At 63.1% G+C, this 12,340-nt stretch carries 16 protein-coding genes and 2 pseudogenes; 9 read left to right on the forward strand and 9 right to left on the reverse strand.

Features of this window, described 5'->3' with window-relative positions; genetic code table 11:
• Positions 1-95 precede the first annotated feature (95 nt).
• Positions 96-287 (reverse strand): annotated as a pseudogene (locus ABTX62_RS32125) (low temperature requirement protein A); the annotation flags it as partial.
• Between the two features lie 113 nt (positions 288-400).
• Here ABTX62_RS32125 and ABTX62_RS32130 point away from each other — a divergent pair.
• The 6 genes from ABTX62_RS32130 (at position 401) to ABTX62_RS32155 (ending at position 4,993) form a co-directional block, all read left to right on the forward strand.
• Positions 401-2,083, forward strand: a complete 1,683-nt coding sequence (locus ABTX62_RS32130) for a recombinase family protein (RefSeq protein ID WP_352119464.1) — start codon at positions 401-403, stop codon at positions 2,081-2,083.
• Positions 2,084-2,167: 84 nt separating this feature from the next.
• Positions 2,168-2,386, forward strand: a complete 219-nt coding sequence (locus tag ABTX62_RS32135; protein ID WP_352119465.1) for a hypothetical protein — start codon at positions 2,168-2,170, stop codon at positions 2,384-2,386.
• Between the two features lie 670 nt (positions 2,387-3,056).
• The gene (locus ABTX62_RS32140; RefSeq protein ID WP_352119466.1) at positions 3,057-3,503 is read left to right on the forward strand and encodes a hypothetical protein; all 447 of its coding nucleotides are present in this window, start codon (positions 3,057-3,059) and stop codon (positions 3,501-3,503) included.
• Positions 3,504-3,779: 276 nt separating this feature from the next.
• Positions 3,780-4,127, forward strand: a complete 348-nt coding sequence (locus tag ABTX62_RS32145; protein ID WP_352119467.1) for a hypothetical protein — start codon at positions 3,780-3,782, stop codon at positions 4,125-4,127.
• 52 nt (positions 4,128-4,179) lie between these two features.
• Positions 4,180-4,500 carry a hypothetical protein gene (locus ABTX62_RS32150; RefSeq protein WP_352119468.1) on the forward strand — a complete coding sequence of 107 codons (321 nt, stop codon included), beginning with the start codon at positions 4,180-4,182 and terminating at the stop codon, positions 4,498-4,500.
• Positions 4,501-4,516: 16 nt separating this feature from the next.
• Positions 4,517-4,993, forward strand: a complete 477-nt coding sequence (locus ABTX62_RS32155) for a hypothetical protein (RefSeq protein WP_352119469.1) — start codon at positions 4,517-4,519, stop codon at positions 4,991-4,993.
• 507 nt (positions 4,994-5,500) lie between these two features.
• On the opposite strand, the gene ABTX62_RS32160 is transcribed toward ABTX62_RS32155, so the two are convergent.
• Positions 5,501-6,085: a hypothetical protein gene (locus ABTX62_RS32160; RefSeq protein ID WP_352119470.1), complete on the reverse strand. Its 585-nt coding sequence runs from the start codon at positions 6,083-6,085 to the stop codon at positions 5,501-5,503.
• Positions 6,086-6,296: 211 nt separating this feature from the next.
• Here ABTX62_RS32160 and ABTX62_RS32165 point away from each other — a divergent pair, with 211 nt between their 5' ends.
• On the forward strand, positions 6,297-6,590 hold the full coding sequence (locus ABTX62_RS32165; RefSeq protein ID WP_352119471.1) for a hypothetical protein: 294 nt from the start codon (positions 6,297-6,299) through the stop codon (positions 6,588-6,590).
• Between the two features lie 10 nt (positions 6,591-6,600).
• Positions 6,601-7,029 (forward strand): DUF8602 domain-containing protein, encoded by a 429-nt coding sequence (locus tag ABTX62_RS38015; protein ID WP_502998053.1) that lies wholly within the window; start codon positions 6,601-6,603, stop codon positions 7,027-7,029.
• A gap of 112 nt (positions 7,030-7,141) precedes the next feature.
• Here the strand turns inward: ABTX62_RS38015 and ABTX62_RS32170 are convergent, their stop codons facing one another.
• From ABTX62_RS32170 to ABTX62_RS32195, 5 genes and pseudogenes are all read right to left on the reverse strand, one after another.
• Positions 7,142-7,885: a hypothetical protein gene (locus tag ABTX62_RS32170; RefSeq protein ID WP_352119472.1), complete on the reverse strand. Its 744-nt coding sequence runs from the start codon at positions 7,883-7,885 to the stop codon at positions 7,142-7,144.
• Positions 7,886-8,056: 171 nt separating this feature from the next.
• Positions 8,057-8,911, reverse strand: a complete 855-nt coding sequence (locus tag ABTX62_RS32175; protein ID WP_352119473.1) for a helix-turn-helix domain-containing protein — start codon at positions 8,909-8,911, stop codon at positions 8,057-8,059.
• Positions 8,912-8,931: 20 nt separating this feature from the next.
• A complete protein-coding gene (locus ABTX62_RS32180; RefSeq protein ID WP_352119474.1) occupies positions 8,932-9,447 on the reverse strand; it encodes a DUF6879 family protein in 516 nt (171 codons plus the stop codon).
• Positions 9,419-9,673 carry a hypothetical protein gene (locus ABTX62_RS32185; protein ID WP_319595560.1) on the reverse strand — a complete coding sequence of 85 codons (255 nt, stop codon included), beginning with the start codon at positions 9,671-9,673 and terminating at the stop codon, positions 9,419-9,421. The genes ABTX62_RS32180 and ABTX62_RS32185 overlap by 29 nt, the downstream gene beginning before the upstream one ends.
• A gap of 822 nt (positions 9,674-10,495) precedes the next feature.
• Positions 10,496-10,747, reverse strand: a pseudogene (locus ABTX62_RS32195) (low temperature requirement protein A); the annotation flags it as partial.
• 56 nt (positions 10,748-10,803) lie between these two features.
• Between ABTX62_RS32195 and ABTX62_RS32200 the strand changes: the two are divergent.
• Complete coding sequence (locus ABTX62_RS32200) at positions 10,804-10,983, forward strand: hypothetical protein (RefSeq protein ID WP_352119476.1); 180 nt, start codon at positions 10,804-10,806, stop codon at positions 10,981-10,983.
• A gap of 16 nt (positions 10,984-10,999) precedes the next feature.
• On the opposite strand, the gene mscL is transcribed toward ABTX62_RS32200, so the two are convergent.
• Entirely contained in the window at positions 11,000-11,449 is a 450-nt protein-coding gene (mscL, locus tag ABTX62_RS32205; protein WP_451523785.1) for a large conductance mechanosensitive channel protein MscL, read from the reverse strand.
• A 132-nt stretch (positions 11,450-11,581) separates the two neighbouring features.
• On the reverse strand, positions 11,582-12,091 hold the full coding sequence (locus ABTX62_RS32210) for a hypothetical protein (protein WP_352119505.1): 510 nt from the start codon (positions 12,089-12,091) through the stop codon (positions 11,582-11,584).
• Positions 12,092-12,340: the final 249 nt, after the last annotated feature.

The following is a 12,340-nucleotide window of genomic DNA, read 5'->3' on the forward strand; positions in this document are numbered from 1 at the left end:
GGCGAGGGAATCTTGGTCGTGAACCCGTCTACCAGGGGCTTCACCACGTTGTCAGCTCAACCGCCCAGCATCAGAGGCAGGTTGGAAAAGGCTCACTGTGTCGCCAGGGCCACCCGCATGATCACGTAGCCCAGCCAGACCACGAGGAACTCGTGCTCCTCGAACGCCCGCGAGACGCCCGCGGCGAGGACCAGCACACCCGCGATCTGCACCAGCGTGACGACCCGGTAGAGGACGTCGTCGTTGTCGTACGCCGAGGCGAACCAGGTGAAGTTCATCCACGCCCACCCGTGAACCAACGGTGCATCACCGCCTCTGACCTGGGACAACGCGGAATCTAGGCATTCCACCCGCTCACCCCAACCCGTAGAGGCGGCCACCTACGGCGGATGGATGAGCGATGGAACGGGATGACCTCCCCACCCTGCGGGCACTGGGCTTCGAGGACGAAGAGCTTCGGGCGCTGGGGGTCTGGGAACCGGCCACGGGAGACCCTGCCGAACAGGCAGAGGTGTACATCAGGCGCAGCAAGAAGCGCGACGACTTGGCCACTCTCCGGGCGCATGTCCGGGACGTCTGCCGTGCGGCTGCCACCGATGGCACGAAGATCCGGCACGTCTGGTTCGAACAGCGCTCAGCAAGTAAGGCGCACGTCCGGCGCGAGGAATTCGAGAAGGCGACTGCCGCCATTGTGGAAGAGCGCAGCAAGACGCTCTATGTCTGGAAGCTGGACCGACTCAGCCGCCGGGGCATGGGAGCTGTTGGCCTCTTGCTGGACGAATTCGAGAAGCGCGGGGCACGGCTGGTCAGTGTCACTGAGGGGCTGGACAGCTCCCAGCGTGGTGCGCGAATGGTCATTGCCTTCCTGAGTGAGCGTGCCCGGGAAGAGGCCGCAGATATCGCGCTTCGCACGAAGGCAGGCGGAGACGCGCACAAGGCAGAGGGGCGCTGGCCCGGCGGAGTAGTTCCCTACGGCCTTCGCTGTCCCAAGGGAACGGGGAAGCTGGAACACGATCCGGCGGAGTACCCGACAGCGCGCAGGATTGCTGAGGCACTGCTGAACGGCGACACCCCGGCGAGCATTGCTGAGACGCTGAACAGCGAGGGAATTAAGACCCGTAAGGGCAAGCAATGGCGAGCACAGACCATCATCCATCTTGCGCAGTCACCGAGTTGGGCCGGACTTATCCCGGACGGTGAACGCGCTAAGGATGAGTTCGGCAACCCGCTGGACAAGTGGCACCGTGGCGGTAATCCGCTCATGGGGCCGGACGGCCACCCGATTAGGGCTGGCAAGGGGGTAATCACATTCGCTGAGCGGGAACAGATTCTCTCGAAGTTCGCCGCTCGTTCCCGCCCCGGCACCAGCATTGGTGACCGGACGCGTGGAAAGCGCAAGGCGGCAACCATCCTCACAGGAGTTCTGCGCTGTCCGCGCTGCAAAGGCCCTATGGGCAACGGCGGACGCAACTATCGGTGCCTTGCCCGCATCAACCAGGGTCCGTCTGTATGCGTGGGAATCGCGACCATGCGGGAGCGCGCCGACGAAGCCATTGCGATTATGTGGATCAACCACATTCTGAACCTGTCACCGGACTCTCCAACGATTCTGGCCATTGCCCGGCGCTGGCTGACCTACCAGGACCCCGCGAAGGAAACCCGTAAGCGTGCAGTCTCGGCAGCGCTGGACAACGCGGCAGGGCGTGAACTCAGGCTTCAGAAAGAGTTCTTTATCGGCGGGGGAATGGACGAGACGCTTTACGAAACGCTGCGGGCTGAAATCACCGCGCAGATCAGCGCTCTCAAGGCGGAGTTGGCAGAGCTTTCGGAAGAGGTGGACCTTTCGCCGTTGATGGACCCCGAAGCGCTAGCTGGCCTTTGGCAGGTTGCAGGCGTTGAAGGGCAGCGCGCCCTACTGCAAGCCGCGTTGAAGAGCGTCACTCTTCTGCCCCCGAAGTTCAGGGGAGACCGGACCCCGATTCTTGAGCGTCTTGAGCCGGATTGGCGCGACGACAGCCTGACCCCGGCGGCAGAGGCCGCATGGGAGGCATGGGAAGCGCGCCGGGCGCAAACCGCCGCCTGAGTCAGCAAGAAGAAATGGCACCAGCCCGGCCGGACTTTGGCGAGTAGACCGGGCTGGTGTCCCTCTCAAGGGAGGCACCAGGATATGACAAGCGCAGAGCGCGCACAGTGGCAGGCAGACCAGGACGCCAAAGAGGCGGCATGGGAACGCGAGCTGGAGTGGCAGCAGATCACGCGGAAGCTGGAATCCCTGTACGGCGCTGTGAAGGCCGGGGACGGCAGCGTACGAACGCGGGAGCGCATAGGACGACTTGAGGCGCTGCAACAGGCACTCATGGGCTTCCCGGAGGCTCTTGCCGCGTAGCACCACCAGGCCCCGTCAGGCAGCAATGCCCGGCGGGGCTTTCTGCTGCCCCGTGAGCCTCGCTGAGGGGCTTTCAGGGCTCTGGACTGCCCCGCTACCGGCGACGGGCGGACGGGGGCTCAGACGGCCGCTCAGAGCCTTGAGGGGGACAGCGGGAAGCGGTGCGAAAACCGACCTTGTGTAGAAAGGTTTCTGACACTCCGTCAGGAAACCCTATCTGACCTGCATGAATGTAGAAGTGTAGAAATGCACATCCCCCAGATTTAGCTCTAGGAGTTCCTAAGCAATACCGCGACCCCGCCCCGAACCTACATTTCTACACACCCAGAATGGCCCGATTTCACAATCTTGTGTGACGTGCACCACATTTAAATTCGAGCATTTCCGTCTTTGTGCAGGTCAGCGGGCTATTCGGCGTACGCCGTTAGGCACTCCACTCCCTAGAACCAGGGTGAGGGGGGAGTTAACCCCTCAGCGCGGGCGGCTACCACACCAGGCCCGTAGAACAGCCCCAGCTATGGGGGAGTTTCCATAGCCATCAGACCGGCCCCCGGGCACGGGTTGAGAGATCGAAGGCGCGTGGTAGCCCCTTCTTTCCCTCCCCGTGTCTGGGGGCTTTTCTCGTTTCCGCGCGCTGATTCGCGGGCTACCACACCAAAGGACTTTCGCCATGCTATCGGCAGAGTACGAATACAAGGCAGTGCACAAGCGCGTTGTTCAGGTCAAGGGACCGGCCAGCCACAAACCCTGCCAGTTCTGCGGGACCTTCGCCGCTGAGTGGTCGTACAACCACCAGGACCCGGCTGAGGTTTACCGGGACGGTTACCTATGGTCTGAGAGCACGGCGTATTACATGCCGCTCTGTAAGCGTGACCACCGTGCCTATGACCGCGCATTCCGGCAGCACGGTAAGCCGGTCCTTGCCGCCGTTGCCGACGCGCTGACGGAAGCCGGACAACAGCGCTACGACGAAGAGCACAGGGAGAGCGTGAAGGCTTCCACCTTCCACAGTTGGCGCGTGCGGGAAACGGCACTCGGCAACATCGGCCCCGAACAGTCCGCCGCGCTCGCTGAGACTTCCGGTGAGCGTCACATTCCCCGTGCAGGTGCCCGCTGATGGCTCGCATTGCATGGCTTCCCGAAGCGCTGAGCGTCGCCGTTCTGGTCTCTCTGGTCTATCAGGCGGCAGGCGTTATCTGAGACCAGGGCAGGGGGCTGGAATGAACATGGGGCAGGCCCCTGCCCTCCCTTTTCTTGAGCCGTGCTCGGAAACCCCATGAAATCCGAGCCGGCTGACCCCCTTACCCAACGAAATTCGGAGTAATTCCAATGGACGCAATCGGCGCATCACGGGCCGTAGACATTCTTGAAGAACACGCAATCGTGCCGAAGGATGAGCACGCGCGCACTGAGCTTTTCGCCGCGCTTTCCGTGCTTCGCATCGTTGCCATGGGTGGTGAGCATGTCGAATCTGACTGAGGCTGACCGGGCGTACGTCGACAAGTTCGCGCGCATTGTCGGTGAAGCTCTCGAAGAGTGCCCGAATGCCGAATCAAGCACACAGCTCCTTTTCGATGCCTGCAAGGAAGTCAGCGGCCCCAGCTTCATTCCGATGGGCACCTTTGACCGTCTGCTCCGCGCCACAGGCTACGAGCGCGCTGAGCGGCGATACGGCAAGCGTTACATAGGGCTTCGTCCCAAGAACCCGGCGTTCCATGGCCGGGTCTGGTACCGGCGCTAACCACCTCCGAAATTTCGGAAGTGCCAACCCTCCCTTGAAAGGAAACTTCCCCATGACTGAAACCCCCTGGTACATGCGCACCATTGACCCGGGTGCCCTTGACACCAATGACCCTGAGCGCAAGCGCAAGCACCTTGAGTCCATCGCATCTTCGGCCAGCGCTGAGGGTGACGCCATGGTCTCGCACCTAAAGGCCGCTGAGGCGCGCGGAGTTGACATCGACTCTTCTACGCGAATGGCCATGGGCTACGCGACGGTTGCCCGTAAGGCTGCCGCTCAGCTGGGCGAGACCGGCCAGCGACAGACCAGCGTGAGTGACGCTGACCTCACCCCTGAGCAGCGCATTGCGCGCGGCTACGGCACCAGCAACTGAAAGGACACCAGACACCATGACTGCGATTGACGTTGAGAAGGCCCGTAAGGCCGCTGAGGCGGCTGCCGCGAAGTTGGCTGAGGCTGAGGCCATTGAGTCCACCCGGCAGGCTGAGAAGGCCGCTGAGCGTGCGCAGAAGGAGCGTGAGCTAGCCGCTCAGTTCCTTGAGGACCGGCACGCACTTGAGGAGAAGGTGCGGGGCAAGTACCCCACCGTTGAGGAGAAGGCGGAGGCTTTCAAGGCTGGCACTCTCCCGGCCCTGGTTGCTGAGTACCTTGCCCGGCGTCAGGCCATTTCGGCGCTCCGTGCCCATGCCCAGCACTGCGCTGCACTCCTTGAGATCAGCGCGCATGAGCTACGCATTGAAGACATCCGCTGGGTGGACCCACAGGAAGAGCTGCGGCGCTGGCAGGAAGAGGCAATTCCTGTGGTTCTCCGTGACCGTGCCGAGTCGCTTGCCGCTGAGGCGCTGGCAGCGTACGAGGTGGCTTAGCCGTGGCCTTTGACCTACTCGACCCGGGGCCGGACTTTAACGGCCAGCCTGCTTACCTGGTTTGGCCCCGGGACGGGAACGGGGCCCCGTGCTTTGCCGACACGCACACTGCCGCTGATGTAGTCTTCCCTCAGCCTGGTGCAGCGCCGGTAACGCGGGGCACGGTTCGTCAGCGGGGCACCCTGGTTGATCTCACGCACTATGACGCTGAGGGAAACCCGCTGACGCCCCCGACCATTCCGCTAGACGTGCTGCGGCAGATGTGGGCGGACCACTATGGCTGATAGCCGGTTCTGTGAGCTGTGTACTGAGGACGCCCTAGGCGTGGCAGCGGACGTGAATTGCTTCTATCCGCTGACGCGCGCACAGCTCATAGCCCGGGGCGTTTCCCGACCGGATTCCCCGGGCTACCGCAAATCAATGTGCCTGGCTTGCTACCGGGCATGGATGCGGCGGTGATGATAGCTGCCTTGTGTGGGCCGGACACAGGGCAGCTCACCCGGGCTTCTATCTGCGACGACTGCCGTCGTCATCTAGGGCCGCTTGGGCCGATAGCACGAAATTGTCAAGATGCTGGACCAGGTCCGACGCCACTCTCTCGGGATGCCTTTCCACTCGCTGGCGCATGACTTGCCCTTCTGGGGTATTTAGCTTATGGATACTCGTAAGAATGACGGCAAGTTCCCAACTAAGGCGATCAATATTCATGGCAACACCGGTAACCTTTTTCGGCCCAGCCAGAGCCACATTGATTGCCTTCTCCTTGAGATCCCGGGCATCTTCCAACAGCAGGTTTCTATATTCCTCCTCACCCAATTCACTCAATAGGGTTTCTTCATCTAAACCACTGAGGGCAATGTGGCCGCGCATGACTGATCCGGCAGCGATTAGTTCGCGATAAGCTGCATATCGCGGCTCTCGCCTTTGCCTTCGATGTTCGGAACGCGCAGTGATACGCGCCCCTTCTCTTTGCGCCCAGCCCGTGGCAAATGCCGCGCCGATCGTTGCTACTGAGCCTGCCAACGCGCCCAGCACTGCCGCCAATCCTGCATCCATGCCGATATCTTCGAGGTGAGCATTGCAGCTGGTCAAGGACACAGGCGCTCCGCACAAACTGTGCAATTAGCCATGCCAGGTTTTCCCCTCCCTGCCGCGCTTCTGTGTGTCGGCAAGGGGGTCCCCCCCGGGGTGTGCTGCCGCAACCAGGCACCCTCAGCCGGCTGAAATCCCCACCCTTTCCGATCTGCGCCTTTGCTGCGCAGCAACTTCGCTGGCATGTGTGCTGGCGTGAAGGAGTACGCCCATGCTCGCTGATGACTGCGCGCCCTCACACGCTGAGTCGCTGGCCCAATCCCTGAGATACGCGCTCACCTACGCCGACGAATTGCGCACCATGCTCGCCGACGGTAGCCCTGATCCGGAGAAGGCAGCGCACCTAGTGCAAGCCATTCGGAACATGCTGTGTGCTGCCGAAGATGAGCTAGACCCACTGGACGACGTACAGCAGAACATAGACGCTGTGGCGGCAATCCATGGGCTCAGTGATGCGGAGCTATTCAGCGCCATTACTGATACCCCCACCTCCGGAAATCCGTAGGTGGTCCCCCATGCCGAGTAAGCCACCCCGCCCCTGTGCTCAGCCGGGTTGCCCTGAGTTGGTACGCGGCAGAGACAGCACGTGCGAAGAGCACACGAGACAGCGAGCGAGCCAGCGTGAGAACCGTGGTGGTTCTAGCTATGGGTCTCGCTGGAATCGAGTAGTGCAACCTCAGTTCATCTACCGCAATCCGTGGTGTGCGCTGTGCGGAAGCCAAGCAACCGTTGCCGACCATTTCCCTGTGAGTCGAACTGTCCTTGTGGCCAAGGGTGATCCGAACCCTGATGCCTTTAGGCACCTTCGACCATTGTGCAAGCCGTGTGATGCCAAGGAACGGCCTAAGCGTGAACCAGGCGGCTTCTACGCCGAACAGCGATCACAGCAGGAAGCGGCAGAGCGTGAATACCGGCGCTGGGCTGACGACGTTCCGCCGTTCTGACGTCCGGGCTGAGCCTGCCCCCTGGGGGGGTGACCCCCTCCGGGCCTCACAGGAGCGCGGCAGGGAGGCAAAAAGCTAGCGCCGCAACCTGGGACCTTTGCGCGGGGCATGGCTACCGGCTGCCAGGCCCACGAGAAATTGTCACTCCTCCCCTGGTCTCGCTATCCCGTTCCAATTCTTCAGCGTAGCGTCGCGATTCCACGATTCCTGCAATGACAGCTTGCGCGAGAATCGCGTTAGCATCTCTGGAAGCCCGCATACCATTCATGAAGAGGAACCATGACGCGCCCGCTCCGAGAAAGGCGAGGGGCGACCAAGCGAATCCCAGCACACACCATAAACTAGTCGAGTAAAGCGCTACATTAATTCGGAATTCTGATTCCGAGTCCAGGCGGTCATGCTCCAGGTAGACCTCTAGATGATTAGCAACGAGTTGCATTCTAATTGCGGGAAGTTCCGAGACCATTCGGGCGATCAGTCGGTCCTTATTGGCCTCAACGCGCATGGATTGTGATCTCACTCTAAACGCGCCATTTGCGAAATCGCCGAGCCTGTGGAGGGACTCGTCAGACAGGAACGCTTTCTTTTGGAGATTTCGTCTGAAAAACTTCTGAAGAGAGTTCGACGATACCCGGAAGATATCCCCGAGCAAGTACAACACAAAGGCGATAGCCGCCGTCACGATCGGTCTCCCTGCTATCTCACCTAATGTGTAAACTCGCTTAAGCAGGCCCTGTGCCTCAGTGCGATGGGGGATGTTCTCGCCAAAAATGATCCACAGCTGAAACGAGCACAGCGCACCTACCGCGAAGGGGGTTCTGAAGTGGCGGAAGCCGGGCAACAGAGTTGTGAGCATGGACTCATAGTGCCCGAGTGGCCGGAAGTATGTGGCTGATTCTTAGAAGAGAGTTTCTCGGGACCAGCTAAATGTTCTAGCTCTGGCTCCATCAGCAAGTCATGCTGATCGCATAGCTCCGTGCGCGCCCTGCCGTGCCGGTATGGGGCTCTGGGCAGTTCTGATGATCCGTCAGATTGCAGGGAGAGCATCAATGGCGGATGTGATCAGCGAGCGCGCATCAGCCCCATAGGATGCAATTTCGTGGAGATTCCCGAATGCCCGGACGTACATCGCCACGTCACTTGGCTGAGTCTCCTTGATGGCTGCCGACAGCGTTTCGACGTGTACCCGCTTACCGTCAAAAATGGTGAACGTCTCAACGGGCCATGCTTCCCGGGACGCTGTAAATGGAATGATGCCGAGCGATACCGAAGGCAGCGCCATGACCGACAGCAAGTGTCCAAGCTGTGCGGCCATCACGTCGGGGCTTCCTATCCGGTACCGCAAGACCGATTCTTCGATCAGCACGGCGAATCGGTGGTCACCTTCGCGGACAACATATGAGCGGTTCATTCGGGCCGTTACCGCATCCGCCACGTCATCCGGCGTTCCTCGGAACTTCGCGATGGAAGTCAAGAGGGCCGTTGCATACCCGGGGGTCTGAAAGAACCCTGGCACCACATTGGAACAGTACACATGGAATTGGCGGGTCTTCTCGTAGAGGGGTACGCCCGATTCCTGTAGCCGCCTAAGACCGGTCCGCTGTAGCCGTTTCCACTGGACGTACATGGAATCAGCCTGCCGGTTGGCAGCGATAAGGTCATCCGCCTGCCCCGGGGCATTGCACGCCGCGCACCAGGACCGAATATCGGCATCACTGGGGGGTGTCTTCGCGTGCTCGATGCGTGACGACTTTGACTCACTCCACCCGCACCGAACAGCCAACTCACGCGCCGTGATCCCCGCATCTAGCCGCATTTCGCGCAGACGACTGGCTATGGCTTCCCTTGCCTCTTGGGCGCGGGACGAAGGAGACGACGACATGAGTTGGCTGTCCGTTGGTGCTAGATGGTGTATTCGCTGTGCGGGATAGCTCGCTGCCAGATCTCCTCAAACGCCGTGACGCACAGGCTTACCGTCGTGTCATCAGCGCTGAGTTCGTCCGTGACGTGTTTCCCGTCCCCTGCAAAGTGATGAATGCGGAGTAGCTTTCCGTCGAACAGCCAGAAGTCATTGGCTGGCACCAGGAAGCCGTTTGCCTGACTACGCGGCAACCAGCGCACCTCTTCGCCAGCAATGACGTTGGCCTGTGTCGCGTAGTGCTCCCAGCGGATGTATTCGCTGGGAGGCTCCGACACGATGCGGGCACGTCGGATGACCACGCCACGGGAAACGGCGTCAGCAATGGTCTGGTGGAACGGATGCCACCAGGATTCGCGGTCATCCCAGTCGACGCGTTCGCCGCGCTGCCAGGCTTCTAGCCGGGGGTTGTTGCCGTAGTCATCCCGCATTTCCAGATGTACGGCGGATTCCGTGGTGTTGGCCAGTAGCTCACTGAACGGCGGCACGCTCGACTGCATCACACGCTTCCCTGATCATCGGCACCATGCGCGCCGGAATCCTGATGACCTCTTCGCTGTCCGGGATCGTTCCGTGGGCCGGGCTGTTCGACTCACAGGCGGCACGGAGTTCAGGACTGGCCTTCCACCCCTGCACCACCAGTTCCCCCGCCTCTTCGTCAGCCCAGACGGTAGGGCAATGCTCAAGATCAGTGTCCGGGTCGATCCCGACGAACCGTAGCGCCATGTGAGCCTCCGTCAGTACGCGGTTTGCTTCGACTTGCACAGCCATCCTCCCTTGCTGGCGTGCCTGGTCAAGACCGCCTGCTAAGTAATTGGCGTGCAAGTCCGTGCAAGTTGATGGAGCACGTAACTCTTCCGGTCGTTGACTGCACGCAGATGGCAGGGAAGTGATGCAGGGGGTTGAGCGTGAGCGATCCGAAGACCTATCCGAGTGCTCCGGTTGAGCTGCCGTTGCGGCTCGATGATCTGGAACCGACACCCGTGGAAGGCTGCGCGAGTTGCACGGAGCTTGCGAAGGTCCGGGATTGGGCACGCGCGGGCAATGATCGGACCACCGTGACTGACTGCAACGTCTTCTTGGCGCGGCACCCCGAGGGACACGAATGACCACCGCCCCCGAGCGTTTACGCGTCACCGCCGGGCGAATACCTCAACTCCGCAAGTCTGTAAGAGCGGATGCGCCGCATCATCCGAAGCCACGTGCCGGACGAACGGGCGGAGAAGTGCCCTGGTCCCTGTGGAAGCACGGTGACCTGTGCGGGTGCTGCGCTGGACTCCGTGAAATCTGGTGTGACGGGTGCTGCGGATTCGATGGGTGCGCACTCTGCGGGTGGACGTTCAAGCGCGCCTGCCCCGTCTGTGTTGGCGGGACTGCGGAACCAATCCGCTGGTGAGACTCCGGCGCGCTGAGGACGGCTATCAAGGCTCAGCGTGTCGGCTGCCCCGTCCGTGCGTCGCTCCCCCGTGGCGCATGGGCGGGGCTTCGTGCTGCCTGCCCATAGCCCCTGGTCAGGGCTTCGCGGTAACCTGTTGTTCCGTTGGTTCACGCCCACCACAGGGCGAAGAACACCATCGTGTAGTCGACGATCCCCCGGCCCGCGTGCCCCTCGGCGACGGCGTGCACCAGCTCGATGCCCGCCTGGGCGACGGCCACGACGAAGCACAGGTCGAAGAAGAGCTCCAGCGGCGAGGCCGTCCGGTGCGCCTCGTCGCGGCCACGGGCCCGGAGCCGGCGCAGCGGTCCCCTCCCGCCGGGCGCGCCGGAGGGGACGGGCGGGGGAGCGGGGCCGGCGGTCATGCGTCTCAGCAGAGCAGAAGGCGCGGGGATCTTCTCCGCGACCGTACTCTGGTCGCATGAGTACCGTCCCCGGCCCCGAGCCGCGCGAGCCGAAGCCCGCGCTGGTCTTCGACGACCCGCTCGACCAGCGGTCCTCCGACGACACCGACCGGGGCTGGGGCGAGCGCACCGACTCCGGCGGCAGTGCGGCGGACCTCAAGCGCTTCCTCGACGAGAAGCCGCCCCACCACCTCTGAGCCGCCCGCGGCGCCGCTACCGCCGGTCGTGCCCCGAGCCGCGCTGGGCGACCAGGGCGTCCCGGATCTCCTTCAGCACCTCCAGCTCGGTCACCTCGAGGACCTCCTGCGCGCCCTCCTTCGCCTTCCGGCGGGCCTCCTGGCGGGCCAGGTACTTCGACATGGGCAGAACCATCAGGAAGTAGACGACCGCCGCGGTGATCACGAAGCTCAGGGCCGCGCCGAGCACGGACCCCCACAGGATCTGGATGCCCTGCTCGCCCTCGCAGGTCGAGCTCAGGCATGAGCTGTAGTGGTCGAGGTTCTTGGTCCCGATCGCTCCGACGACCGGGTTGATGATCCCCTTCACCAGGGCGTTGACGATGTTGGTGAAGGCGGCGCCGATCACCACCGCCACCGCCAGATCGACCACGTTCCCGCGCATCAGGAAGGCCTTGAAGCCCTGCCAGACGCTCGGCTCCTTCATCTCGCTCACCTCGGGGCCTCTCCTCGTACAAGCAGCTTGTAGAGCAAAACGCTCCGCAACCTACGTCACCGTTGGGCCGAACCGGGCAACCAGGTCCCTCGAACGAAGAGCTTGACGAGATCATGCACACGATCACCACAGCGTCACCGCCAACCGTGCCGTGGCACTCGCACCGGCCAGCCTCGCCGCGGTGGCCCGCGGCACCGACAGCACGACCAGCGCCCCGCTGTCGCCCGCGCCCTCCATCGGCTCCGGCACCTTCGTGACCCTGGCTCCGCGCGCGACCACTCGGGCATCGCCGCCGGAGACGGTCTCCTCGGCGGCGATGACGTCGACCCGGTCGCCGGGCCGCAGCAGACGCACGGTGGCGGCGTCGGAGATCCGGATCGGAGCCGTCACCGGCCCCGCACCGCTCGGGTGCGAGGGCCGCGCCCCGGACGTCGCGGCCGTGTGGGCCGGAGGGCGAGGGGGATGACCGCGGGCCCCGTCGGCATCGCGCGGGCCCGCCGCCACGAGCGCCGTCGCGGTGACGGCGAGTCCGGCGGCCACGGCCCGCCGCCGGTGCCGTAGGAGCCGGCCCGGCCGGTGGCCGCCGCGAACCCGGACCGGATCGAACCGCGGCACCTCACGGGTCGCGGGCACCTCGGCGCCGGGCGGGCACGGGGCGACGGACCAGGAGGGAGACGAGGGGACGACCGAGGATCGAGCGAGGGACACGGAGACCACCACCTGCGACGAGGGACCGGCTTGCGCTCCCCACGATGAGGCCGTCCGCCGCCGCCCGCTCGGGCCTGTGGACCCACCCCGGCCTGTGGACAACTCCCTCACCTGAACGGTGGCTTTCGGGTCTCGCGTGGGACCCCGCACGGTTTGTGGCAGGCGGGGGCCGGG

It is taken from the genome of Streptomyces sp. NPDC096046 (assembly GCF_040303285.1).
Taxonomy (GTDB): Bacteria; Actinomycetota; Actinomycetes; order Streptomycetales; family Streptomycetaceae; genus Streptomyces.